The sequence below is a fragment of the Rothia aerolata genome (genome assembly GCF_014635585.1).
GTDB lineage: Bacteria > Actinomycetota > Actinomycetes > Actinomycetales > Micrococcaceae > Rothia > Rothia aerolata.
In genome coordinates this window covers 130,519-155,802 of record NZ_BMDC01000001.1, presented here as the reverse complement: position 1 = coordinate 155,802, position 25,284 = coordinate 130,519, and the positions used below count along the sequence as shown (strand labels likewise).

Genomic DNA, 25,284 nt, shown 5'->3' with positions numbered 1-25,284 from the left:
GTTTGCCCCGCTGCGGGTGGGAGAGAAAACAAAATGCTCTAGAGTACAAAGTGCACTACAGTGACATAGGCTAGTACTACCGGTAAAAGCAAAACCCACCGATGAGGAGCAGTGAGTGCCGCATTTTGTGATTATGGGCGCGGGCCGCGTTGGCGTGATGCTGGCGCACACGCTGGAAGACTCCGGTCACACCGTTGCTGTGATTGACCAGAACGAAAGCGCCTTCCGCAGACTCCGCAAAGATTTTGAGGGTAAAAAAATTACCGGGGTGGGCTTTGACCGGGACACCCTCAAGCGGGCAGGCATTGAAAACGCCTACGCTTTTGCCGCGGTATCGTCGGGCGATAACTCCAATATCATCTCCTCCCGCGTGGCCCGCGAGACCTTTAAGGTTCCTCACGTGGTAGCGCGCATTAACGACCCCAACCGCGCCGAGTTTTACCAGCGCCTGGGTATTCCCACCGTGGCGGCGGTGCGCTGGTCTACAGACCAGGTGTTGCGCCGCATTCTGCCAGAGCAAACCATGTCGGGCGACTTCCGAGAGGCCTCGGGCCGACTGATTTTGGCAGAACTCCAGCTCAATGACGAATGGGCGGGCCACGCCCTGACCGAAATTGAAGAGGCCGCCGGGGTGCGCATCGCCTATATCACCCGGTTTGGTGAGGGAATCCTGCCCCCGGCCGACGCGAGCTACCAGCAGGGCGACGTCGTCCACGCCATGATGCGCACCATCGACATCGGCGAAATTTCGCGCGTGCTCGCCGCGCCCCCTCTTGATCCAGACGACACCGAAGCCCCGGGAGAGTAGCTCGTGAAAGTTCTCATTATTGGCGCTGGCTCCGTGGGCTCCTCTATTGCCCGCGAGCTCATCTCGCACAGCCACCACGTTACCGTGGTCGATGAAAAACCCGAAGTCATCGGCAGAACCGACCTCAAAAGTGCCCACTGGATTATCGGGGATTCCTGCGAGCTCTCGGTGCTACGCAGGGCCAGACCGGAGGTCTGCGACGTCATTGTGGCCGCCACCGGCGACGACAAAACCAACCTGGTGGTCTCGCTGCTCGCGCGGTCTGAATTCGGTGTGCCCCGCACGGTGGCGCGGGTCAACAACCCCAAGAACGAGTGGCTCTTCGACGAGTCCTGGGGCGTGGACGTCGCCGTCTCGACTCCCCGACTCATGACAAGCCTGGTGGAAGAGGCGGTGGAGGTCGGCGACGTCGTGCGCCTGCTCCAGCTACAGGCAGGCGGCGCCATGCTGGTGGAGTACACCGTACCCGACGACCACCCGATTATCGGCCACACGGTCGAGAACATCCAGTGGCCCGAAGACACCACCCTCACCGCGATTCTGCGCGACGGCACTCCGATTGCCCCCAGCGGCGACGAACCTATCGAGGGAGAAGACGAGCTCTTCTTTATCACCACCCCCGAGGGCGAAGAAGATATCAGGGCGCTCTTTAGCTAGCTTCTCTCTTCAGCCAGCACGTCTGCGGGCTTGCGGGTCATCATCCAGGTCACCCACAGCACCGCGGCGTAGAGCGGGGTGCCCATGAGCAGGCGGGCAGCTCCCAGACCGGCCACATGATCTGCCAGGTAGAGGGGAACCTGAACCAGCAGGCGCACCACAAACATGGCGAAAAGTACCCAGGTGGCTTTTTGGTAGGCCTTCAAGCGGCCGGGAACGGTTCGCCAGGTACCCACCTCGTCTCGAATGAAACTGTAGATCAACCCTAAGATAGGCCAACGCACGATAATGGAGAGCAGCACGCCCAGACCGTAGGCGAGGTTAATCCAGAGCCCCGGCACATAGTAGTCGGCGGCGTCCCCGGTGCGCAGGGCAACCACCGCACAAATCAGCACGCCCACAAAACCCGAAACCGACTGCACCAGCTTGCCCCGCTGTACCAAACGCACCGCGGCAAAGACCAGGGCAACAGCCCCGGCCACCGCCAGGGAAACATAGAGACTCTCAGAGACCAGGTAGACCGTGAGAAACAGAAAACCCGGCAGCAGCGCCTCCACCAGACCGCGCACACCGCCGACGGCGTGCATCACGTCTACCTCGCCGTTTTCCCGGCGGCGCAACTGGGAACCAGCCATAGACAGAGCATCCTGGAGGGACTGGTGATGTTCCCTCTCATCTCGGGCGGAATTAGAGGGGTTAACACCGGGGTCTTGCATCAGGGTCTTTTCACCTTCTAAAAATTCTTGGTGCTTACCCGCACCGGGACTATTTCATAGCGTGGATTAAAAATGCGCACCGGGGACTGCCGGGTAGAGAGCATACCGCTCACGCGCAGATAGGTACCCGCTGTAATACCGGGTACTGATTTCTGGCCGTGCCAGACCAGCTGCACCTTCTCCCCTGCTGCCACCGGCGGGTGGTCCGGGTAAAGAGGCGCCGGTTTCACCGCGTGGCGGTGCACCCTGTACTGGGGAAAACTCTGCGCGTCCTCGTCCTCATCCACGTGCTCTAGCGCGGTACCGCCGGCGGTTGCGGAATCCTCCGCATCTCCGCGATCATTATCGTCTTCGGCAGCGACTTCTGACTCGTCGTCCAGGTCATCACCCACCACCTCAACCATGGGAATGCCGCTCAAAGCGTGCACGCTAATGGGCGGCAGGGGCCGGGACTTCTCTACCTCCAGCACCGCCTCGTAGCGGGGCGGTAGACCGGGAGCAGAGAGCGAGACCTGAAGAACCCTGCCCGCCACACGGGCGCGGAACCGTTCGGGGTAGGCTTGGAGCCGTTCCCGTTGCTCGGCAGCTAGACTAGAACCCCGATGCTGAGATAGCGATGTCACTAGCGGACTTCTGCGATTTCGGGGCCGCGTTCGGGCATATCCAGAGTCTTCTTCTCTTCTGCCTGCTTATTCGCCTCCTGGGCTTCACGGATAGAAGCGGGAACGGTCATGGGCAGCAGGTCTCGGGGTGGGCGGGGATCCTCACCGCGCACCACCACAATGCTCCTGAAAATCTCTTCCATCTCGGCGGCGTCGGCCGGGCGCAGGGCAGCATCGCCGGAGTAGACCCCGCGCAGGAACCAGCGCGGACCATCCACGCCCACAAAACGCGCAACGCGGAAACCCTTGCGGCCGTCCTTGGTCTTTGCCGGTAGCTTTGAGATCATTTCGCGGCCCAGACCGGCGTCCCGAATCTCAACGGTTCCACCCTGCTTGCGCACGGAGTCGGCAATTTCAGCGCGAATATCGTCCCAGATACCGGTGGACTTGGGAGCGGCAAAAGCCTGCACCTGTAGCGAGTTGTTTCCCTTGGTCAGGGTGACCGCCACCATCTGCTGGCTCTTCTGCTCCACGTCAAGGCGCATATTGAGACCGTCGATCATGCGAATGCGCATAGAGCCGAAATCGATGTAATTCTCATCTACATCAATTTCGTCAATATCCCAGGGGCCGTTCGAGCGGTCAAACTCCCCCGGAGTCTGAACGGCGGCAGCTTCTTTTTCCTCTTTCGTTTCGGTGGTCTCAGCCTGTTCAGGGGCGGAGGCGACTTCTTCTTTTTCTTTCTTCTTACGACCAAACATCGCTAGCCTCTTTTCTCGTGTCTCGTTAGCGGCGGTTTAGGCAAGCCCGGTAGAACCGAAGCCCGCAGCTCCGCGGGCAGATTCGGGCAGGTAATCGACCGCAATAAACCGTGCTGTCTCGTACTTCTGAATGACCAGCTGGGCAATACGATCGCCCTTCGCCACCCGGAAGGTTTCTTTCTGGTCTGTGTTGAGCAGGCACACCTTAATTTCCCCGCGGTAGCCAGCATCGACGGTTCCCGGAGCGTTAACAATGGTGATACCGTGCTTGGCGGCTAGCCCCGACCGGGGGTGCACCAGACCCACATAACCGGCAGGCAGGGCAATCGCCAGGCCGGTGGGAACCAGCGCCCTCTCACCCGGGGCGAGTTCGAGGTCAACTGCGGCGCGAAGGTCAGCGCCGGCGTCCCCCTCCTTGGCATAGCTGGGCGGTTCAAGAGTGGAATCCAGCATCTTAATCTGCACGTCTATCTGTTCATTCACAGTGTTTACTGTACTAGAAAACCCTGCACGCCAGCAGGGAGCCCACCCCGCGAAGGTGGCTGCGGTTCGCCAGGCGGGAAACTCATCACTAAGATAGGGGGAAGAAAGCTAATTCTCGGGTCTTGATTCCCACTGGCAAGTTAGGTGAGCACAAAGTTTATGGCAGCTGAAAGTTCTGTTGGTTCAGACGTTATTTACCGGGAACGGCTTTCACCGGGAGTCGGCATGTGGCTCATCGCGTTGGGTAGCGGCGTAGCCTCCTTTTTCGTGGGTGCCCCCATCGCTATTCCCGCCGGAATTATCGCCGGCATCGTTGTAGCTGCCCTGGTTGCCATTATCTTGGTTGCAACCTCCCCCATCATTGAAATCACGCCCTCTGTTTTGCGCGTGGGTCGCGCTCAGATTGAGCGCGAGTACGTGGGTGAGGCCGAGGCTTTTTATGGGGAGGACGCGCGGGCGGCGGCTGGTCCTGCCCTCGATGGTCGCGCTTTCATGTGCTTTCGTGGCTGGATTGAGCCCAAGGTGCGCGTGCAGATTATCGACCCCGCTGACCCCACCCCCTACTGGCTGGCCTCGAGCAGGAACCCGCAGAAGATTGCGGACATCCTCAACGGCTAATTTTCTACGATACACAGGGGCCCGGGGCAGAAGATTTTTCTTCTGCTCCGGGCTCCTGTACACCCTCAGAAAAACTACATGATTCCGGTGGGAACCAGGATTGCCCAGGCAATCAGGGGAGCAATGAGAATAACGAAGCCGGCGTAGACCACCAGATCCTTCCAGATGGTCTTCTTTGCCCGGCCCTGGGTAGAAGCGATCACCAAAGCTCCGTTGGTTGAGACAGGCGAAACGTCAACGATGGTGGCAGAGATAGCCAGTGCCGCCAAAACAGCCGTGGGGCTGAGGTTTGATCCTTCGAGAAGCGGGGCGGCCATGGGCACAAAGGCAGTAATCAGAGCGGTGGATGATGCAAAGGCTGAGCTGATGCCGATGACGTAGCAGAGGAAGAGCGCTACCACGATGGGCACACCCAGTCCCATTGCCGCGTGGGAAAGGCTATCTGTTACTCCTGCCTTGGTCAGCAAGGAAATGTAGAGCATCATACCCGTCACCAGAAGAATGGTGTTCCAGGAAATTCCCGAGGTGAGGTTTTCGGTTTTGTTCAGCATGGTGAAGGCTAGAATAACGCCCAAGACAATTCCGAGGAAACCGATGTTGAGACGGAATCCAACGGCCAGAACCACCATCACTGCGGTGAGAATCAGAGTGAGAACAATTCGCCAGTTGAGCTTGTGCAGATTGGGCACGGTTGTAAGCCCCGTGGTTGCATCCAAAACGTGCTCTTCCGGTTTAACGTGCAGTTTGCCCAACACTTTCATGGCCACGATGGTCAATACAGAGATAAAGAGGTTGACCACAAAGGAGGAAATAAAGAGGCCCATATTATTAACGTCAAGACCGTTCTTCGCGCCGATATCCATCACGATGTTGCCGGAGACTGAGATCGGTGAGAAAGCGCCCGCATGAGCACCGTTAATAATGAGGGCACCCATAGCAACGGGACTGAAGCCGGTTCGGGCGCTAAAGGCCATAGCCGCAGGAACAAGCAGGGCCACCGCCGCCGGTGAAAAGGTACCCATAGCTGTCAGCGCAGCCCCCATGAAGAAGAAAATCCAGGGAACCAGACTGGTTTTAGAGCCCATTCTGTGGATGAGCGAATTCACCAGATAGTCAATGGTTCCGTTCTTTTGCGCCAGGGAGAAAAAGAAGGTAACACCGATGATGGTGACCACAATGCTGGCGGGGAATTCCTCAAGAATTTCGCTGTCAGACATTCCCAGCACAAAGGCACCGACGATAAATGCCCCAACATAACCCAGAAGCCCGATATTAATCGGCCACTTGGTGGCAATCACGAACATGATTACCAAGATGGCAAGAAGAGCTATCTCCATAAACGTCATCTTTTAAAATCCTTCGAACAAGTAAGCTAACAAACTCTTAGATAAAAATTTCTGCATCTGCAATATGGTGGGCACTGCGCAGAAGCGAAACTGAGACAGAACCGTCGTCGGGGCTGGTTCTCAGCGTGGTTTCGATAACCCCGGAGAGAGTTCCCATTCTGAGGGTGAAGCCGTCGCTGGAGGGTTCCAGTCCCTTTACCCTCAGCAGGCTATTGACGACTGAGCCCTCAACAAGTGCACTTCGGGCGATAGCAACCGCAGAGGTAATACCGATGGCGGGGTGGGCGTCAAACATCGAGAGCATCCGCACCGAAATGTCATACTCATCAGCACTTACCTTTGTGCCGGTCAGGGTCGTATAGTCCTGGGCACCGCCCACCACACCAACTTTAGGAACAGCGGGGCTGGCAGTCTCGACAGAATCCGAGAGGCCCGTGCGAACCGAGGCCAGGGAGCGGATGGTAAGTAGCGAATCTAGAAGATTGTTTCGGATGGTTTCAAGGTTTTCAGCGCCTGTGACCCCGAGAGATTCCGCTGAGATGAGGCAGGCCGGGGCGCCGGCGTCAATACAGGTGGCGTGGGCTTCAAACCTGCCCTGCTCGAAAGAGTCGAGGGGGCGGCCTGTGGGAAGCAAGGCTCCGGTTGAGACGCCGTCCACCCGTTCAAAGGTTACGTCTACCCCGTAGCCGGGATCCTCCACTCCCGGAATTGCAACGCTCTCCTGCTCGGGCAGGCGACCTGCCGGGGTGGGAATATAGGTTGAGATGAAAGCACCGGTGTTTTCGTTATAGATTCTCACCCGCGTGACGTCGTCGGCCGGCTCAACCAGCCCCTGGTCGAGGGCAAAAAGCCCCACCGCCGCAGAGCAGTTTCCGCAGTTTGAGGTGTATTCCACGGCTTCTTTTCCGATACCCACCTGCGCAAATAAGAAATTGATGTCCGCTTCTTCACCTTCAAACGGTGAGATGACGGCGGCCTTCGAGGTGGTTGAGGTTCCCCCTCCCACCCCGCTCAGCTGCCGAGCATCAGATGCACCAAAGGCTTTAACCAGAACATCGGTCACGTGCTCTCGGGAACCCGAGAGATCTTCGGGGCCAAAAATCCAGCACTTTGAGGTACCACCCCGATACCAGTGCCCTTTCAGCGTCGTCATTGAATTTACCTCCTGGAAAATTGCGATAGAAATCACTATCTACCAGGTTTCAGTTAATGACAATTTAAAATATCTCAAATATGTTTAAGCTAAACTTAAAGCATGGGCAATAATCCAATCAGTTTTGAACGCCTCAGAATCCTGCTCTCAGTAGCAGAAACAGGGTCACTCACCGATTCAGCCGCCGATCTCATGATGAGTGTTTCAGCAATATCTCAGCAGATGAGCAAGCTGGAGAAGGAACTAAAAATTCCGCTGATGGAAAGGCTACCCAGAGGGGTAAGACTCACCGATGCGGGCAGGTCGCTGGCCGAGCACGCCCTCAAAATCGATAGAAATATTTCTGCCGCCCTGGCTGAAATCGAAAATTACAGAAAGCTCAATCAGGGGAAGGTAAGAATCTCTACTTTTCCCACCTTTGCCGCCTCTGTTATGCCTGAGATTATCCGTCTCTACCGCATGCGGCATCCAAATATCGAGATTGAGGTCAAAAGTACCAGGCAGCAGGCTATTCTTGACTCCCTGCTGAGGCGGGAAACCGAGGTCGCAACCCTCTGGGACTATCCCTGGCTCCCCTTTAGCCACGCCGACCTCAAGCTCACCCCGCTGATGGTGGAACCGACCATGCTCCTTGTTCCCAAAGAACACAGGCTCTCCAGCCGAAAAATAGTGGATATGAGCGAGCTAGAGCAGGAGAAGTGGATTACCAGAGAAGATCACCCGGTCGCCTCGGTTCTAGAAACCATCTGCCAAAACGCGGGCTTCAAACCAAACATTGCCATGCTCACCAATGACTACCAGGAGCTCCAGGGCATGGTCTCAGCGGGTATCGGCTTAGCCCTTGCCCCCAAGCTGGCCGTGATTAACCCCAACCCCAGCGTCAAGGTCATCAAAATTAAAAACAACCCGGCCCCGCGAAGAATTTTCCTAGCCCGTCACGCCCACGGAATGATCTCGCCCAGCACCCACGAGGTCGTCAAGATTTTCGGAGAAATCGCCCCACAATTTTCCGGTTAAAACCAATCGGGGCGGCAACCCAAGAAGTTGCCGCCCCGATAAGATCAAGTCGTTTTAGCCCTCGCACTCGAAGCAGTACAGCAAGCCACCCTCTTCGCGGGCAATCTGCGAACGGTGGCGAACCAGGAAGCAGGAGGCGCAGGTAAACTCGTCGTCCTGAGCAGGCAGAACCACAACATTCAGCTCTTCGTTAGAGAGGTCAGCACCGGGCAGCTCAAAGCTTTCGGCAGCCGCGTTTTCGTCCTCGTCTACGGCGCCGGACTGCATCTCAGAGCGGTGGGCATTCAGCTCTTCAATTGATTCTTCGTTGTTCTCGTCATCTTGCTTACGAGGTGCATCGTAATCGGTAGCCATCTACTCTTCACGCTCCGTGTGTTAGGCGAATTGTCTGAAGATGATCAGGCAATTTGCGCGATCTGTGGGATATTTTGCCACCGTTGTGCCTCTAGTGCGATTACTTAGGTCGTTCCGGTAACGCGTAGCATTTTTCACTAATTTTTCGATTCTTGCAAGCCCGGCAGGGGGTCTTTATCTTCTGAGCGAAACACACAGTCGCAACATCCGCGATAAATTCCTTCAACTTCAACTTTGCCTTGAAGCGTTTTCGCTTGATTTTCCGCAGTTTTTACCCGGTTTGAAGCTGTGTCTTTACCCGAGCTTGAACATTCGCGATAGTCTTTTCTTGAACTTTTTCTTTAACCTTTATTTCTACCTCAGGAGATCGCATGGCTCAGTTGCGTTTGGTAGGTGTTCACGATGACGGCGAGCACCTGCTACTCGAATCAGCAGACGGTACCGAGTACCAACTTCCCATTGACCAGAACCTGCGCACCAGTATCGCTAAGGCCCGCCGTATTCAGCCCGCTCGCGGGCGTGGAGCCAGCGGAACCTTCGGCCCCCGCGATATTCAGACCCGCTTCCGCCAGGGCGCCACGGTAGAAGAGATTGTTGCCGAGTCTGGTTGGGACGCTGACCGGGTGCGCCGCTACGAGTGGCCCATTGTTGCCGAGCGCGCCAACATCATCACCGTTGCCCGCAAGGTTTTGATTTCTACTGCCGGGGCTAGCCGCCGCGATTCCTCTGCTCTGACTCTCGATGAACACATTAACCGGGTGGCCCAGCACTTTGGTTTTGAAGAAGCACCCACCGACTGGAATACCTATCAGCAGGAGTCTGGTCAGTGGACTATCAGCCTCGATATTTCCCTCGACTCCGATACCAAGGATTCCCTGCCCCGGGGCGTGGTTTTCCCCGCCCGCTGGTCTTACAACCCCGCTAACCAGAGCATTTATGCCTCCAACGAGGCCGCCTACTTCCTTCTGGGCCGCGACCACTCGGGTGATGCTCCGCTGCCCGGTATCGGCGCCCACGACCATAGCGAGGACGACGCCGCCGCGGAGGATTCCGCCGAGCAGACGGCGTCGTCTCCTCTGACCGCGGTCAAGCAAGAGCAGCCGAGCGCTCAGGAGGAACTGCTGGATGAGTTAGAGAACCGTCGCGGTATCCGTGACCGCTCCTCGGCAAGCGAGCGCAAGCTGGCTGACCTTCTCGAACGTGCCCGCCAGAAGCCGGAGTCTCCGCTGGTCAACACCGAAGAGACCGCCGCCCGGGCTCAAGAAAATGAGTCGGCGGCAGAAGAAGAAGCGCAGAGTCGGGAAGAGCCTGTCTCTACGGCGGATGAAACAGAAGAAGGAGCCGAAGAGACCGTTATCTCCCCCGAGCCCAACCAGGCAATTGACGCAGAGGTAGCTGCTGGCACCGAGGTTGAAGATTCGGTACCCCACGAGGTGGCCCAGCCCGACGTTGCAGAAGATGAGCCTGCAGCCGATGAGGCCGAACAGCCCCAGAAAGAAGAAAAGCCGGCTCCCAAGCCTGCCCAGCGTTCCAAGCGCACCTCTGTCCCCAGTTGGGATGACATTATTTTTGGCAACCAGCGCCGCTAAAATCACAGGTCACTGGCCTGTTTTCCCAAGAAATCCAGGTCAGTGACCAAATTTACTCAGTCAACTGAGTAAAATCAGCGTAGTATATTCTCAAGCACAAGTGTTGACAGTAACCACGACTCACTTTCAGTAGGAACTCATGGTATGAGCTAGGGACTCATCCAGAAAAGAGATAGCTTCATGGCTACGCAGCCCCCTTCGAATCGTTTTTCGCAGAACGGTGATGAAAATCGGGACCTTTCTCAGCAGTCATCGATCGATGCAACCGAGGAGTTTGCGCCGCTTGATGATGGTTATGTCTACGTGACGGATAGCGATGATTCCGGGGACCATGATACCGAGGACGATTCGCTGTCTCACCAGCTTCTCAGTGGCGGTAGCGTGGTGGAGAAGCGCTCTTTCAAAAATGTGATTGAGGATCGCAACTATAACCGTGCCGTGGAGCGCGAGCAGCGGTTAGAAGAAAAAGAGCAGCAGCGTGAAGCCGAAATTATTGCAGGTATTCAGGCGATGCGCGCAGGTCGTGCCCGTGCTGCCGAACGCGAGCGCCTGGGTCTTCCGCCGGAGGAAGCTGAGCAGCCTACCTCTTCTAAGAAGCCTCTGCTGATCGGCGGGCTTACCCTTGCGGGCCTGGCGCTGGCGGGGGGTACCCTGGCTTTTGCCCTGGGCGCAGGTGATTCGGAACCTTCTGAGGTTCCTGCCGCTGAGCAGCAGACCGAAAGCTCTCCCGCAGAGACAGCCCGCCCCTCTGCCCCCGAGCCCTCCTTTAACTCCAAGGCTCCCGAGGTTAACTTTGTTGAATCCACGGAGCAGCCGGTTGCCCCCGGTCAGGTGGAGTATGTTGAGGACGACGCCGCGGCGGCTGTGCCTGCACCGGCAGAAGAAGCGCCGGTAGAGACTCCAGAGGATTCTGCCGCTGAGGAAACTGAAGCGGCTGAAGAGAGTACCCCCGCTGAGTCAAGCGTCGCTGAGCCCACTCGCTCAGTTCCCGCCGAGGAAGAGACCGGTCAGCCTGCCGAAGAGAGCCAGCCAGCCTCAACCAGCGCCCCCGCCCCTACTCAAGCGCCGGCGCAGCAATCCAGCCCGGCCCCGGCGAGCCAGCCAGCCCTTGAATCTCCTGTGGCCCAGCCCGGAACAGAGCGGGCACCAGCGCAGGAGACCCAGACAGCGCCGTCAGCTAAACAGCCCGAGGCCGGAGCAAGCGGCACGGCTACCCCCTAAGATACCGACCTAGAAGCCCCTAAGATACCGGCCTAGAAGCTAGCGGCTTAGCCGGTGGGCAACAGCAGGAGCGGTACCGAGGTCTCTGCCTCGGTTAGCGAACCGTGCTGGCCCACCATCTTCAAAGAGTGCGGCTTAAAGTGGCGCATGTCGTAGAGGGCAATGTCATCCCGGGCAGCAACAATAACGTCACCGATTCGGGCTTTTGCTTCCTCGGTGAGGTTCTGGCCAAAATAGCCCGCTGCATAGAGCTGCTCGGTATCAAAAATCCATGCCTGCTCACCCCAGCGCTGCGCCCAGCTTTCTAGGGTGTTCTTCTTAGCGGCCGCACTCTTGTCTTTGAGGTAGAGCTGCACCATGCGGGGTTCACCGGCGGTAAGTTCGATGTTTTCCAGCAGTTCGGTGTCAGTGGAATAGTCAATCCGGTTCTCGGGCTTAATATCGACCATTCCGTGGTCGGCAGTCAGAAGCAACAGAACATGAGAAGGCAAGCGCTCAGCCATGCGCCTCATGGCCAGGTTGAGCTCTTCGAGCTGGTCGCTCCACTCAGGGGAGTCAACACCGTAGCGGTGGCCCGCTTGGTCAATTTCGCCCCAGTAGAGGTAGACCAGGGCGGGTTTGCGCGCCGACAGCAGGCTGGTTGCCATGGTAACCCGCGCCGTGGGGCTCTGGGCGTGAATGAACCTGCCGCCGCGCAGTCCAGCCTCGCTCAGCCCCGATCCCTGGTACTTGCTCAGGGAGACGGTAGCAACATCGCAGTGGTTTTCATAACGCTCAAACACCGTGGGATAGGGTTGCCAACGGTGGGGGTCAACGGTCTTATCCCAGCCAGAAAGCTGGTTCATCACCTGCCCGTTGGCGGGGTTGCGTACCTCGTAACCGGCCACGCCGTGCGTTCCCGGAGCCAGCGCCGTCCCAAAAGAAGTCAGGGAGGCCGCGGTTGTGGAGGGCACCGCCGAGTGCAGCGGCCCTAGGGACGGCGCGGACTTGAGGTAGGGCGCGTAGGAGCCGAAGGTGCGCAGGAGCTGCTCCCCCAGTCCATCGACCATCACTACGCAGACGCTACGGTACTTGTTGGGGTCGTAACCCGCCGAGCGAACCAGGTCAGCCAAACCCAACAGGTCGTGGCGGCCTGCCCCCAGCTGAGGGTGGTCATCGGGGGTCAGTGACCCCTGCGCTACCAGGGTTCCCGCCGACTCAAAGAGGTCTGAAACATTGTGCGCGTGGTAGCCGGGGTGGGTGGGTAGCGGCTTACCCAGGAAATCTTTAAGGTCCACCCTAAGCCTCGATTCCCAGCTGGGCTGCCCGCAGAGCCCGGGCAAAAGTGCGGGCCTGCTCCACCATCTCCGCCCCATCGGCGGTAGCACTGATGCGCATGACGACGTCCTCCCGCGGCGCCACTCCCGTATAACCGTGGTCGGCGGTGCAGGTGGGATCGGGGCAATCTGCCGGCTGAACGTCAATGCGCTGGCCGCCGGTCCAGGCGATCATCAAAGAAATCTCAGAGGCGGGCTGGCCCGGTACAAAGTCCTGCGGCTGTGGGTAGGAATAGCTCAGGGTCAGGGCATTGATAGCAGAAACCGGCAGGGTCTCCACGTTCACGTGGGCAACCACGGCCTCTCCCGACTCATCAAACTGCTGGTCGTCGAGGTGGGCCACCAGCAACCAGGAGCCGGTCAGCGCCAGCACCGTAATGTGGCGGTGAAACTCGGCGTTGTCGAAGTGAGTTTCCAGCTGCACCAGGTGGGCATCGGCGTCCCGACCCAGCAGCCCGTCTGCCACGGCGTCCTTCACCAGCTCGGGGTAAAAACCCAGTTTCGAAATCGATTTATCGAGAGTTGGCTGAAAATCGCCCTGCATACCTGGTGTCCTACCTTTGGGGAGCTGATAAATGACTAAGTTTCTATTTTAGGTCAAGACTCGCTACGACTCATGGTTCTCCGGGCCGAATCGGTTCTCTGCTTGGGGTTACCCAGCTTCATCTGGGCCCTGGCAACGGTCAGTCCCTCATCGGTAACAATCACCGGGCTCAGCTGAATACTCGCGATTTCGGGATGGTTGTCTTTGAGCAGGGCAACCCGAGCCACCAAATCTTCCAGTAAATCTACGCGCACCGCAGCCAGGTTATTTTCACCAAAGAGCCGCGCAGCCGCCTTGGGGGAACGAACCATCTTGAAGATATCCCGCTGGGTCAGCGGAGGAATCCGGTGGGCCCAATCTTCAAGCAGGGCGGTGGAATCGCCGCTCATGCCAAAGGAGACAACGGGGCCCAAGAGCGGGTCTTCAATCGCTTCAAGAATAGTTGCCTGGCCAGCTTTCACCTGTTTTTGCAGGGCAATCTCTTCTTTCTGGTACTGGGTCAGGGTTCGTTTGAGGGCCTCAAACTCGTGGGCGAGTTGGTCTGGGCCTTCAATGTTGAGGCGGATCGCCCCCAAATCAAGCCGGCGGCCCAGGAATTCATCGGTGGACTTGAGCACCACCGGATAGCCGCCCAGCTCCTCGGCAGCAGCCTGGGCCTCTTCGACCGACTCCACCACGCGGGAGGGTAGCAGTTCAATCCCGTACTCAGCCAGGATGTGGGAGGTATCGGCCTGGGAAAGGGCCAGCAGCTGTTCGCCGCTAACCTCTTCCATGCGGGAGGCAATAAATTCAGCGGTATCCTTGGGCTTGACCCCGCTGACCACCGCAAAAATACCCTCTTCTTTCTCCCGCCACTCCACATAGTTCATGGCACTGGCCAGGGCGTTGACGGCGGGCACCGGCGAGCGGAAGCAGGGCAGGCCGCTGACCGCGGACTCAGCCCCAGCGGCGTCGTCATTATAAATTCCCTGAATCTGCGCCGGATACTCCATCAGGCCGGGGAAGACCGCCACCACCGGCTTGTCAGCCCGGCGGGCGCTCTCCAGCAGAATCTGCGCCACGGTCACCGGATCGGTAAAGCCCTCGGTCAAGAAAATACCAATCAGCGCATCAACATCGGTTGATTCCAGGACAGAATCTACCACCTCGGCCAGCAGCTTGAGCCCCTCTTCATCTAGATCCAGGCGGTTCTCGGTGAGCTTGACCTCGATGTCCCGTTCTACCGCCGCATCCACAATCAGCTGGCCCAGTGCCATCGCGTTAGAGACCACCGCAAGACGGCGGCCGGCGGGCAGGGGCGCAGAGACCAGTAGCTGGCCGACCTCTAGCACCTGCTCGCTGGACTCGGCGCTAATCACCCCCGCCTGGTTAAACATAGAGTTCAGGGCATCAGCGGGAGCAATCGAGGTGCGCACGGCATGGCCGGGAGGCAGCTTAACCCCCGTCAGCGAATTCTTAGTGACAATCACCGGCTTGGTGCGGGAGAGCCTGCGGGCAATCCTGCTGAACTTTCTGGGATTACCGATAGACTCCAGGTAGAGCGCGCAGACAGAGGTATGGGGATCATCCTCCCAATACTGCATCAAATCGTTACCCGAAACATCTGCGCGGTTGCCAGCTGACACCAGCGACGACACCCCGATATTCTTCCGCACCGCGGTGTGGGAAAAAACCGCCCCAATAGCTGAGGACTGACTAAAAAGACCCAGCTTTCCCGGCTTGGGATCGTGGTGGGTAATCGTGGCATCCAGACGAATCTCGGGATTATTATTCAGCACACCAAAGGAGGCGGGGCCAATAATGCGCATACCGTACTGCCGGGCCGAACGCACCAGCGCCTTTTGGCGCGCCCTGCCGCGAGCGCCGTCGTCCGCAAAACCCCGGGTGTAGATGACCGCACCGCGCACACCGGCGGCACCGCAGACCTCCACCGCCTCTGCCACCCGCTCAATCGGAACTGTTACCAGGGCGAGGTCAATTGTTTCTGAGCTGTCATCGAGGGAGTCGAGAACCTGGTAGTCCTCTGCGGTAGCAGCTGCCGGCTGGTCTGAATCGAGGGAAAAAGCAAAGAGGGTGCCCGAGAAGTCACCCTCCACCAGGTTGGTGAGCATGGGTTGAGCGGCCGACTCCCAGGTGGCAGACTCCCCCACCACCGCGATTCTCTCCGGTGCCAGAAGCTCGGTGATTGACTTGGCCTCGGCGCGGTGCTCACGGGACTCCATGACCTCGCGCGAACGGTCGGTGGGGTCAATATCGAACTCGAGCATCACAAAGCCGTCTTCGATTTCCCGCGATACCTCGTAGCCAGCGTCGGCAAAGACATTGAGCATAGCCCGGTTTTGCGGCAGTACCTCGGCGGTGAACCGGTGGATTCCGCGTTCAAGTGCTGCCGCCGCCAGGTGCTCCAGCAGAATCGACCCGATTCCCCTCCCGTGGTGGCGGTCGGAAATAAAGAAAGCAACCTCACCGGTGGTAGGATCAACCCCGCGGTCATAGCGCCCAATACCGATAATCTCTGACCCCAGGTAGAGCACAAAGGCCACCCGGTCAATATGGTCAACGGTGATAAAGCGGGTCAGCTCTTTTTCTGAGAGCTTGGGCTTGGGCGCGAAAAACCGATAGTAGATCGAATTTTCGCTCTGGCCCGCATACATGGCCTCATAGGCCTCCCGGTCAGAAGGAAGAATGGGGCGCAGGTGGGCTGTCGCTCCGTCGCGGAGCACCACGTCTGCCTCCCAGTGGGCCGGGTAAATGTAGGGAAGCTCATCGGTGGTTGGGCTCTGACCGGAGTCGGGCGTAGCGGACATGCTCTGACCTCGATTTCATGTGGCGTATACAGTAAATTCAGAATACCCGAATATGGCCTAGATAACATTCATGCGGCGACGGAAGGGCAGAAAGAAGCGGCGGGGAAATCCTGGGATTTCCCCGCCGCTTTAGCGCTAATTCGCCCGCTGTTAGCGCGCGAAGGGCTTATTCAGCACGACGGCGCGCGATGGCAACAACCGCTACGCCCAGTGCCAGAATACCCAGACCACCCAGGGCAAGCTGCCAGGAGTTGAAGCCGGTGTAGGCCAGCACTCCGGTGGACTGGCGGCCGGCCTGCTGCTCGGTCATGCCAGAGCCACGCCCCTCAGCAACCACGGTGGAACGATCCTGCTGGTCCAGGGGCTGGGAGGACTGCTCATTCTGAGCCGGAGCGGGAGGCTCTGAACCGTTATCGCTCACGGGAGCGGGGGTTTCAGAAGCCTCGGGAGACTCGGTCACCTCAGGGGTAGGCTCCTCAGAGGGCTCCGGCGCCTCAGGAGTTTCAGAGGCCTCGGGGGTTTCAGTTACCTCGGGCGTAGACTCTTCAGAAGGCTCGGGAGCTTCAGGAGTTTCAGTCACCTCAGGAGTGGGTTCCTCAGAAGGCTGAGGTGCTTCAGGAGTCTCGGTTACGTCGGGAGTCGGCTCTTCGGAGGGCTCGGGAGCATCAGGGGTTTCGGTTACCTCAGGAGTGGGTTCCTCAGAAGGTTGAGGTGCTTCAGGAGTCTCGGTTACGTCGGGAGTCGGCTCTTCGGAGGGCTCCGGCGCCTCAGGAGTTTCAGTCACCTCAGGAGTGGGCTCCTCTGTAGGAGCGGGAGGGGTCGGTTCCTCGGAAGGTGCCGGAGGTAGCTCGCCGTTGCCGCTACCCGATGCCCAGTAGACGGGAGTGGAGGCTGCGCCCTCGTAAGAGCCGTTATCAGCGGTCAGCGTCCAGTCGTTGGTTGCCTCTGCAACGCCGTTAACGGGTACAGAGTCAATGGTTACGTGCACCAGCTGGTTGTCGGGAATCTCGGCGATGTTGAGGGTAAAACCGCCTTCGGTGCAGTTGAAGGAGTAGGCATCTTCGCCCACGGAAGTCCAGCTGCTGGGGTAGCCGTTAGATTGATCAGCAATTCCCACGTAAATCGAGTCGCACTTCAGCGCCACGTTGTTGGGAGAATCAACCAGTTCAGCGTTGGTCATCTGCCCGGGAATATCAAAGGCCCAACCAACGTCACCACCGGCGCGGTTCCAGCCCAACTTACGGGGTTCCTGAACGGGCTTGATGAGATTCTGGCGGGGCTGGACAACGATTGCCTGGCCCTGCCACTCGATGGTTTCGGGCTCGGTGGCTGCAACGTTGTTAGCGGCACGAGCCGAAAAAGAAAGGGTGCCCTTGATGTTAATGGGGTGCTGGGTGACGTAGTCGGTGAGGGTAGCGGTCACCAGGCCGTTTTCAACGGTGACATTAGCTACGGTCTGGCCGTCGTCCGATTTCACCTCAAAGGCACGGGTGAGAGCAACGAGCTGCTCGGGCAGCTGAAGGGTAAAGGTATCGCCGGGCTGAGAATAGTCAGGTACTGACCACTCAGCGTTAACAGTGAAGGGCTCTCCGGCGACAGCCTCACCGGCGGTGGTCAGGCTTGTAATTGCGCCGTCAATTTCTTCTGCCTGCGCGGGTACAGAAACCAGGCCCAGCCCACCCAAGGTGAGAGCAGTAACGGTCAATGCTGCTGCTTGTTTTTTCATTTTTTCTCCTCATATTGCATGCGAATATGCGGGGAGAGCGAGAGTGTTGTGAACCGATCGGCTCGACTCGATAAGAAGAACCAGCAAACCCCATATTTGCTGGCATTTCTTAAGAATTCTCATGCGTGACAAATGCAATTTGCCACATTCCCCTAGTTAAATTGGCCTGTTCTGGCAGACCGATTCATCAGCGAGTGTAACAAGGTGGAAATTCTTTGAAAGATAAGACAGCGAGGTTTTTGCCATTTTGTGGGTCAAAGTAGGTATGGTCTCCACTCTTTGTCCCGAGAGAAAGTAAGAGCCACTGTAGAATAGATATTCGATTGTGCCCGTATCTACCGCGCAAGAAGGTTCACCTATGGCCCGCAAGTCAAAGACCGTTCACGATGACTACCCCACCGGCATCGTAGAGAACATCGTTGATATTGATGTTTCAGCTGAGATGGAGACCAGCTTTTTGGAGTACTCCTACTCGGTCATCTACTCCCGTGCGCTGCCCGATGCCCGCGACGGTCTCAAGCCTGTACAACGCCGTATTCTCTACATGATGCAACAGATGGGTCTGCGCCCCGATAAGGGGCACGTAAAGTCGGCGCGCGTCGTCGGCGAAGTGATGGGTAAGCTGCACCCCCACGGCGACTCGGCTATTTACGATGCCATGGTGCGCCTGGCCCAGCCCTTTGCCATGCGAATGCCGCTGGTTGATGGCCACGGTAATTTCGGTTCTTTGGACGACGGCCCGGCGGCTTCGCGCTACACCGAGGCCCGCATGGATTCGGCTGCCCTGGCGCTGACTGCCGATCTCGATGAGAACGTGGTGGACTTTGTTCCCAACTACGATAACCAGTTCTTTCAGCCGGCTGTTCTACCCGCGGCCTTTCCCAACCTGCTGGTCAACGGTGCTACCGGCATTGCTGTGGGCATGGCTACCAACATGCCCCCGCACAACCTGCGCGAGGTCATTGCCGGTGCCCGCCACCTGATCGAGCACCCCGATGCCAGCCTGGCAGAAATCATGAAGTTCATTCCCGGCCCCGACCTTCCCAGCGGTGGAACCATTGTGGGGCTCTCGGGTATTAAAGATGCCTACGCTTCGGGTCGCGGAATTTTCAAGACCCGCGCCAAGGCTAGCATCGAGCAGGTGTCTGCCCGCAAGCAGGGCATTGTTTTCACCGAGCTACCCTACATGGTGGGCCCCGAAAAGGTCATTGAAAAAATCAAAGACGGGGTCACCAAGAAGAAGCTGGTGGGTATCTCAGATGTTCAGGACCTCACTGACCGCAAGAATGGCCTGCGCCTGGTGGTCGAGATTAAGAACGGCTTTAACCCCCAGGCTATTTTGGCTTCCCTCTACAAGTACACTCCGCTGGAAGATTCCTTCGGCATCAACAACGTCGCTCTGGTTGAGGGCCAGCCCCACACTCTGGGCCTTCTTGATTTGCTGAAGGTCTATGTGAACCACCGCATTGACGTGGTGCGGCGCCGCACCGAGTTCCGGCTGGGTAAGCGCCGGGACCGCCTGCATCTGGTAGAGGGCCTGCTGGTTGCAATCCTCGATATTGACGAGGTTATTCAGATCATTCGGTCTTCCGATGAGACCGCCCAGGCCCGCGAGCGCCTGATGCAGATTTTTGACCTCACCGAGGTTCAGGCTAACCACATTCTTGAGCTTCGCCTGCGCCAGCTCACCAAGTATTCCCGACTTGAGTTGGAAAAAGAACGCGATGATCTCACCGCAGAGATTGCCGAGCTTGAGGCAATTTTGGCGGATGAGCACAAACTCAATACCCTGGTTTCTGACGAGCTACAGCAGGTGGCAGATCGCTACGGTACTGACCGTCGCACCAAGCTTACCAACAAGGATGACCTCGAGGCGGCAGCGCTTGCGGCAGCACCGGCTGAGAAGAAGGGTAAGAAGGGCCTGGGTCTGGCGCTTGAAATTGCCGATGATCCCTGCTGGGTTTTGCTCTCTACCTCGGGACTCATCGGTAGAACGGTGGCCCAGAAATCAGGTCGCGCTGCTCTGGTGGAGCCGGGTAAGAGAATCAAGAACGATGCTCTAGCCTCCTGGGTACCCGCCACAGCCCGGGGTGAAATTGGCGCTGTAACCTCTTCCGGGCGCATGATCCGCATCAACGTGATGGACTTGGCCACCCTGGATGACTCCAAGGGCACTCCCCTGCTCTCCTCGGGAGTCAAGGCCAGCGACGTCCTTAATCTCAACCGCGGCGAAACCCTGGTGGGGCTTGCTCCCATCAATGAGATTATTGCGCTGGCAACCAGCGCCGGCGTGGTCAAGCGGGTGAACCCCGACTACCCGCTCAATGCCGATGACTGGGAGGTCATCAAGCTCAAGCCCAAGGATCAGGTGGTTGCCGTGGCAGCCTGCCCCAGCAATGATTTGAATCTCACCTTCGTGACCGAACAGGCCAAGCTGCTGACCTTTGACGCCGGTAAGGTACGACCCCAGGGTCGTACCGGGGGCGGTATTGCCGGCATTAAGCTGGCTAAGGACGACCGCATGATTTCCTTCGGCGTGACTGCCCCCGGCGCCAACGCCGTGGTGGTTACGGTCACCGACGGCTCTGCCGATGAGGACGCCGCTACTTCAGCTAAGGTGACTCCACTCAGCGACTTCCCCGCTAAGGGCCGTGCTACCGGCGGCGTGCGTTCCCACCGCTTCCTGACCGGTGAGAAAAAGCTGGCGCTGGCCTTTGTGGGAGTTGGCCCAGCCAAGGCTGCTACTGCTGCCGGTGTGGCCCGCGCCCTGCCCATGGAATTTGGTGCCCGAGACGGTTCGGGCGTTCCCATGAACCAGGCGATTGCCGCTATCGGCCCCGCATACACGGTGACCGAAGAGGTCTCAGTGCCTGCTGCTAGTGAGGCTCCAGCCGAAGAGCCCCAGGGCGCAGGCAGACCAACACCGGCCGAGGGCAAGACCGTGGTTTCCGACCCTGACACTGCTCCCCAGCCCCTCACGTTGGATTCGCCCCTGGTAACCGACCAGACACCAGACGCCCTCTTCTAGAAGAAAAGTCCCCGGTTACAAGAGAAATCTTGTAACCGGGGATTTTTAATCAGCCTGTCTATTTCGGTTCGGTAGGTGTTCTTCCCCAGAACTTGTTGCGTACAGCCACCACTACCGTAATCACCAGCACAGCGTAGAGGGTGATGACGATGGGCCCGTCGAAAAGAACGCTGAAGTCACCCGATGAGGCAATGAGTGCATCTCGCAGGTTGGTTTCTGCCAGCGGACCCAGCACCATGCCGATAATCAGCGGTGCCAGCGGGTAGTCGTTGACCCGCATCAAAAAGCCCACGAAGCCGATCCCCAGCACCATCAGCAAATCGAAGGTGGAGTTCGACGTTGCGTAGATACCCAGGGCACAGAACACGGTAATCCCCGCGTAGAGGTAGGGAGCCGGAATCAAAAGCAGCTTAGCCCAGAGCAGGGCAAAGGGCAGGTTGATAATCAGCAGCACCACCATGGCCACAAAGAAGCTCGCCAATAGTGCCCAGACCAAATCCGCCGAGCGGTCAAAGAGCAGGGGGCCCGGTTGCAGGCCGTACTGTTTGAAGGCGGCCAGCATAATGGCGGCGGTGGCGGAGATGGGCAGGCCCAGCGCCAGCAGGGCACCCATAGACATACCGGTGGTGGCGTTGCCAGCGGCTTCGGGGGCGGCGAGTCCGCGGATAGCGCCGCGGCCAAAACGCGGGTTCTTGCGGAGGGAATCGAGCTTCCGTTCCACGCCGTAGGCGAGGAAGGTAGGAATATCCGCACCGCCTGCAGGAATCACGCCGAAGGGCAGACCAATAGCGGTACCGCGCAACCAGGCGGGAGCCGCCTCTTTGAGGTCGGCCTTGCTGAGATAGGTGCCCTTCTTGGGGCGGATCATACGGTGCTCCGACTTATGGCTACGAATGCAGGCCTGGTAGAAAACCTCGCCCAGCGCCAGTACCGCCACGGTCACCGTCACCAGCGAGATGCCGTCAAAAAGCTCCGGCGAGCCCAGGGTAAAGCGCGGGGTGCCGGTCACGCCGTCAATACCCACCACTGCAAACGCCAGGCCCAGCAGCAGGGAGAGCACGCCCTTGACCGCCGAGTCGGTGACGACCGAGGACGTCGCGACGAAGGCGAAGAGCGCTAAGGCAAAGAATTCGGCGGGGCCAAAATTTGCCGACCAGTCGGCCAGTTTTGGAGCCAGAAAGACCACCAGAACCGAGGAGATAAAACCGCCGATAAAGGCACCGATAGCGGCAACGGCCAGCGCCTGGGCAGCCCGGCCTTTCTTGGCCATGGTGTGCCCCTCGAAGGTGGAGGCAATGGCCGAAGCCTGGCCGGGGGTGTTCATGAGAATACCCATGGTGGAATCGCCAAAGAGGCCACCGAAGTAAACACCGGCAAACATAATAAAGGCTGCGGTGGGTTCCAGCGCGAAGGTTACCGGCAGGAGCAGGGCCACCGCCATAGAAGATCCTAGCCCGGGCAGCACGCCCACGGCGGTACCCAAAAAGCAGCCAGCGAAAACCCAGAAGAGGTTTTCCAGGGTGAGGGCGTTGCTAAAACCCTCCATCAGCAAAGAGAGCGCGTCCATTAGAGAACCCCTCCTAGAAATCCGGTGGGCAGGGGAAGCCCCAGGCCCAGGCTAAAGGCCAGGTAGGTCAGAGAGCTCAGGGTCAGGCCAACCACCGCTGAGTGCAGGTGGCGCTTAGCTCCGAAGGCATGGGCCACGCACCAGAAGAGCAGGCCGGCGGCGAGAATCCAGCCCAGAAAGTTCAGGGCAAAGGTGAACACAATAAAGCCGACCAGGCACCAGACCAAAGAGAAAAGGTCGAGCTTCGAGACGGCGTCCTCATGCACCTCATCGGCGGGATCACCATCGCGGAAGGTCGTGTTCTGCACGCTGTGGGCGGTAACCGGCTGGCGCAGCTGCCGCAGCACCATCGCCAGATCCACCAGGCCCAGAATAATCATTCCCCCTGCAATAACCGCCGGAAAGAAGCGGGGGCCAGGAAAATCTACGTTATCGCTAACCTCCATACCCAACATGCTGATCACCATAAAGGCGGCAAAACCCAGCAGGAGCAAGGGCATCGAGAGCATCTTCACCGCCAGAGAAAATTTACTGGGCGCCTGAGGTTCTTTACGGGCTGCCGGTACAGAAATTTGAGTGCTCACAGTCCCAGCTCCTCCTGTAGGTCGCTAATTTTCTCGGTTTCTTCCTGCAGAAAGCTCTTGAGTTCATCCCCCGTTATCACGTTCTCATTCCAGTGATAGTTCTCAATGGCGGCCTGCCACTCGGGGGTTTCAACCGTCTCTACCACAATGGATTCGAGCTCGGACTTCTCCTCGTCGGAGAGCTTGCCCGGCGCCAGCAGAATGCGCCAGTTCGCCAGGGTAACGTCGTGGCCCTGCTCAACCGTGGTGGGGATATCAATACCTTCCACCGGTTCTTCGGCCACCAGCGCCAGGGCCTTGAGGCGGCCGGCTTCAATCTGGTCGATTGTATCGGGGTAGCCCGAGGCAGAGGCCTGGGCGGTACCGTTAATCATGGCCTGGGTGGCTTCACCGCCGCCGTCTGAATTGACGTAGACCATGTCATCAACGTCCAGCCCTGACGAGAGCGCCAGGTCAGCTACCACCAGCTGGTCGAAGGCGCCGCCGCCCGTCCAGGCCACCGAGCTGGGGTCCTGCTTCCAGGCGGTTACCAGCTCGTCGAGGCTGTTGTAGGGTGAATCGGCGGGTACCACAATGACGTCGTACTCCTCCACGGTCACCGCCAGCGGGGTGACGTCGTCATAGGTGGTCTTCGATCCATACTGCAGGTAGCCAGCCAGCTGGCCAGTTCCGCCCACCATCAGGTGGTTGGGCTCGCCCGCCAGCACGCCCAGATTTTCCAGGGCGATGGTGCCTGCGGCACCGGGCATATTAACCACCTGCGTGTTGTTCACAATGCCGTTGGCCCGCTGGGCCTGCTGCATCTCGCGGGCGACGGTGTCCCAGCCGCCACCGGCGGCTGCCGGGGCAACAATGGTCATGGACGAGCGCAGGCCCGACCCGCTCTCTGCCGAGGATGCAGAGACAAAAAGAGCTGAACCAATCACCGCAGCCGAGAATACACCGCCCACCACAGTCAGCCATTTTGACTGTTTTTTGGTGATGCGTATGCCCTGTGTGTGCGGAGAAGTGGTCTCAGGGGAAATATTCTGAGATTCCAAGGGGGTCTCCTTGTGTGTGCAAACCAAAGGTTGAGAGACCTAGATTACAGGCAGGTGTGACGCAGGGCAATTTATTACACCCCCCGCTTAGGAGCCGACTCCTGAACATGGAGACTGGTAATACAAAAACCCACACCCCTTATAAGGGGTGTGGGTTTTCTCTGGTGGCCTAGTTAGGCTAGTGGGGCAACAGAGTTACTCGCCGAGTGTCTCTGCCAGCTGAATACCCTGGGCAACGCCAGCCATGGTCGAGGCGATACGCAGCGCCTCGTTGACCTGCTCCTTACCCATGCCGCCCTCGCGCACCTCGTGCTCGTGGGCTGCAACACAGTGGGAGCAACCATTGACTGCGGAAACTGCCAGGGAGAAGAACTCAAAGTCCACCTTCTCAATGCCACCGGACTTACCGATAATCTGCATGCGCAGGTTGGCACGCTGATCATCGTAGGCGCCATCGAGGTAACCGCGGGTGCGGTAGAGAACGTTGTTCATACCCATGATGGTCGCCGCGCCCAGAGCCGCATTGAAAGCCTCATCAGAGAGGTGCTGCTTTGCCTCTTCAGCAATTTCAACAATCACTGAATCAACCTTGGTTGCAGCGGCAGTTGCCAGAATAGTTCCCCACAGCTGCTGCTCGGAGAGGGAACCAATGCGGGTCAGCGAAGAAAGGTTAAGGTTGAGATCCTTGGCGTAGGAGGGAAGTGCCGAGCGAAGATTGTCGATGCTCATTACTTATCGCCACCCATTTCCTTGAAAGCGTCAATGGTTGCCGCACCCTTCTTCCAGTTGCATGCACACAGCTCATCTGACTGCAGAGCATCCAGCTGGCGCAGGATTTCGTCGGTGTTACGACCAACGGAATCTGCGGTGATGGAGACGGACTGGATAACGTTGTTGGGGTCAATGATGAAGGTTGCACGGTCTGCAACACCGGCAGCATTCTTGATTCCCAGTGCCTCTACCAGTTCGCGGTTGAGGTCAGACGCCATTACGATGGGCAGATCCTTCAGTTCTTCGTGGGAACGGCGCCAAGCGTAGTGGGTGTATTCGTTATCTACAGATGCACCAATAACCTGGCAGTCGCGCGCCTCAAACTCGTCTGCGAGCTTACCGAAAGCTGCAATTTCGGTGGGGCAAACGAAGGTGAAGTCCTTGGGCCAGAAGAATACTACGCGCCACTGGTCTTCATCACGATCCTTGGAGGAAACGGTGGTGAAGTAATCCTCGGGCTGCTGTGCATCAACCTTGGAGAGGTCACCGGGGATAACACCGGTCATTTCGTACTCAGGGAATTCGTCGCCAATAGTCAGAACGGGCATGCAGTATCACGCTTTCTTTTCAGTGCGA

General features: G+C 58.3%; 23 protein-coding genes. 7 read left to right on the top strand and 16 right to left on the bottom strand.

From position 1 onward, the window contains the following. Positions 1–115: 115 nt before the first annotated feature. On the top strand, positions 116–808 hold the full coding sequence (locus tag IEV00_RS00620; protein WP_188358419.1) for a potassium channel family protein: 693 nt from the start codon (positions 116–118) through the stop codon (positions 806–808). Between the two features lie 3 nt (positions 809–811). After that, positions 812–1,465, top strand: coding sequence for a potassium channel family protein (locus tag IEV00_RS00615; protein ID WP_188358418.1), 654 nt, complete (start codon positions 812–814; stop codon positions 1,463–1,465). On the opposite strand, the gene IEV00_RS00610 is transcribed toward IEV00_RS00615, so the two are convergent. From IEV00_RS00610 to dut, 4 genes are read right to left on the bottom strand one after another with little or no spacing between them, the layout of a single operon-like run. Next, on the bottom strand, positions 1,462–2,181 hold the full coding sequence (locus IEV00_RS00610; RefSeq protein WP_188358417.1) for a DUF3159 domain-containing protein: 720 nt from the start codon (positions 2,179–2,181) through the stop codon (positions 1,462–1,464). The two genes, IEV00_RS00615 and IEV00_RS00610, sit on opposite strands and share 4 nt — an antisense overlap. 17 nt (positions 2,182–2,198) lie before the next feature. Continuing rightward, positions 2,199–2,804, bottom strand: coding sequence for an asparaginase (locus tag IEV00_RS00605; protein ID WP_188358416.1), 606 nt, complete (start codon positions 2,802–2,804; stop codon positions 2,199–2,201). After that, on the bottom strand, positions 2,804–3,544 hold the full coding sequence (locus IEV00_RS00600; protein ID WP_188358415.1) for a DUF3710 domain-containing protein: 741 nt from the start codon (positions 3,542–3,544) through the stop codon (positions 2,804–2,806). Before IEV00_RS00600 ends, IEV00_RS00605 begins: the two co-directional genes overlap by 1 nt. 36 nt (positions 3,545–3,580) lie before the next feature. Continuing rightward, a complete protein-coding gene (dut, locus tag IEV00_RS00595; protein ID WP_188358414.1) occupies positions 3,581–4,027 on the bottom strand; it encodes a dUTP diphosphatase in 447 nt (148 codons plus the stop codon). A 159-nt stretch (positions 4,028–4,186) separates the two neighbouring features. Here dut and IEV00_RS00590 point away from each other — a divergent pair, with 159 nt between their 5' ends. Beyond that, entirely contained in the window at positions 4,187–4,645 is a 459-nt protein-coding gene (locus IEV00_RS00590) for a DUF3093 domain-containing protein (RefSeq protein ID WP_188358413.1), read from the top strand. Positions 4,646–4,719: 74 nt separating this feature from the next. Here IEV00_RS00590 and IEV00_RS00585 read toward each other — a convergent pair whose 3' ends face one another. Together IEV00_RS00585 and IEV00_RS00580 are read right to left on the bottom strand one after the other, a co-directional pair. Next, positions 4,720–5,982: an SLC13 family permease gene (locus IEV00_RS00585; protein ID WP_229722988.1), complete on the bottom strand. Its 1,263-nt coding sequence runs from the start codon at positions 5,980–5,982 to the stop codon at positions 4,720–4,722. A 46-nt stretch (positions 5,983–6,028) separates the two neighbouring features. Further along, the gene (locus IEV00_RS00580; RefSeq protein ID WP_188358411.1) at positions 6,029–7,144 is read right to left on the bottom strand and encodes a PrpF domain-containing protein; all 1,116 of its coding nucleotides are present in this window, start codon (positions 7,142–7,144) and stop codon (positions 6,029–6,031) included. Between the two features lie 102 nt (positions 7,145–7,246). Between IEV00_RS00580 and IEV00_RS00575 the strand changes: the two genes are divergently transcribed. Beyond that, positions 7,247–8,161 (top strand): LysR family transcriptional regulator, encoded by a 915-nt coding sequence (locus IEV00_RS00575; protein ID WP_188358410.1) that lies wholly within the window; start codon positions 7,247–7,249, stop codon positions 8,159–8,161. Between the two features lie 54 nt (positions 8,162–8,215). Here IEV00_RS00575 and IEV00_RS00570 read toward each other — a convergent pair whose 3' ends face one another. Beyond that, the gene (locus IEV00_RS00570) at positions 8,216–8,515 is read right to left on the bottom strand and encodes a DUF4193 domain-containing protein (RefSeq protein ID WP_188358409.1); all 300 of its coding nucleotides are present in this window, start codon (positions 8,513–8,515) and stop codon (positions 8,216–8,218) included. 371 nt (positions 8,516–8,886) lie between these two features. Here IEV00_RS00570 and sepH point away from each other — a divergent pair, with 371 nt between their 5' ends. Together sepH and IEV00_RS00560 are read left to right on the top strand one after the other, a co-directional pair. Beyond that, positions 8,887–10,104 (top strand): septation protein SepH, encoded by a 1,218-nt coding sequence (sepH, locus tag IEV00_RS00565; RefSeq protein WP_188358408.1) that lies wholly within the window; start codon positions 8,887–8,889, stop codon positions 10,102–10,104. Positions 10,105–10,284: 180 nt separating this feature from the next. Continuing rightward, positions 10,285–11,325 (top strand): hypothetical protein, encoded by a 1,041-nt coding sequence (locus tag IEV00_RS00560; RefSeq protein ID WP_188358407.1) that lies wholly within the window; start codon positions 10,285–10,287, stop codon positions 11,323–11,325. 47 nt (positions 11,326–11,372) lie between these two features. Here the strand turns inward: IEV00_RS00560 and IEV00_RS00555 are convergent, their stop codons facing one another. From IEV00_RS00555 to IEV00_RS11205, 4 genes are all read right to left on the bottom strand, one after another. Further along, positions 11,373–12,602: an alkaline phosphatase family protein gene (locus IEV00_RS00555; RefSeq protein ID WP_229722987.1), complete on the bottom strand. Its 1,230-nt coding sequence runs from the start codon at positions 12,600–12,602 to the stop codon at positions 11,373–11,375. 1 nt (position 12,603) lies between these two features. Beyond that, a complete protein-coding gene (locus IEV00_RS00550; RefSeq protein ID WP_188358405.1) occupies positions 12,604–13,185 on the bottom strand; it encodes a DUF5998 family protein in 582 nt (193 codons plus the stop codon). A 53-nt stretch (positions 13,186–13,238) separates the two neighbouring features. Then, on the bottom strand, positions 13,239–15,992 hold the full coding sequence (locus IEV00_RS00545; RefSeq protein ID WP_188358404.1) for a bifunctional acetate--CoA ligase family protein/GNAT family N-acetyltransferase: 2,754 nt from the start codon (positions 15,990–15,992) through the stop codon (positions 13,239–13,241). Positions 15,993–16,158: 166 nt separating this feature from the next. Next, the gene (locus IEV00_RS11205; RefSeq protein ID WP_188358403.1) at positions 16,159–17,718 is read right to left on the bottom strand and encodes an Ig-like domain-containing protein; all 1,560 of its coding nucleotides are present in this window, start codon (positions 17,716–17,718) and stop codon (positions 16,159–16,161) included. Between the two features lie 358 nt (positions 17,719–18,076). Here IEV00_RS11205 and IEV00_RS00535 point away from each other — a divergent pair, with 358 nt between their 5' ends. Further along, a complete protein-coding gene (locus tag IEV00_RS00535) occupies positions 18,077–20,746 on the top strand; it encodes a DNA gyrase/topoisomerase IV subunit A (protein ID WP_188358402.1) in 2,670 nt (889 codons plus the stop codon). Positions 20,747–20,804: 58 nt separating this feature from the next. Here IEV00_RS00535 and IEV00_RS00530 read toward each other — a convergent pair whose 3' ends face one another. From IEV00_RS00530 to IEV00_RS00510, 5 genes are all read right to left on the bottom strand, one after another. Then, entirely contained in the window at positions 20,805–22,313 is a 1,509-nt protein-coding gene (locus tag IEV00_RS00530; RefSeq protein ID WP_188358401.1) for a tripartite tricarboxylate transporter permease, read from the bottom strand. Next, positions 22,313–22,897, bottom strand: coding sequence for a tripartite tricarboxylate transporter TctB family protein (locus tag IEV00_RS00525; protein WP_188358400.1), 585 nt, complete (start codon positions 22,895–22,897; stop codon positions 22,313–22,315). Before IEV00_RS00525 ends, IEV00_RS00530 begins: the two co-directional genes overlap by 1 nt. Then, a complete protein-coding gene (locus IEV00_RS00520; protein ID WP_373868224.1) occupies positions 22,894–23,886 on the bottom strand; it encodes a Bug family tripartite tricarboxylate transporter substrate binding protein in 993 nt (330 codons plus the stop codon). Before IEV00_RS00520 ends, IEV00_RS00525 begins: the two co-directional genes overlap by 4 nt. A gap of 246 nt (positions 23,887–24,132) precedes the next feature. Then, complete coding sequence (ahpD, locus tag IEV00_RS00515; protein WP_188358399.1) at positions 24,133–24,666, bottom strand: alkylhydroperoxidase, AhpD family; 534 nt, start codon at positions 24,664–24,666, stop codon at positions 24,133–24,135. Next, a complete protein-coding gene (locus IEV00_RS00510) occupies positions 24,666–25,256 on the bottom strand; it encodes a peroxiredoxin (protein WP_188358398.1) in 591 nt (196 codons plus the stop codon). The genes ahpD and IEV00_RS00510 overlap by 1 nt, the downstream gene beginning before the upstream one ends. Positions 25,257–25,284 lie beyond the last annotated feature (28 nt).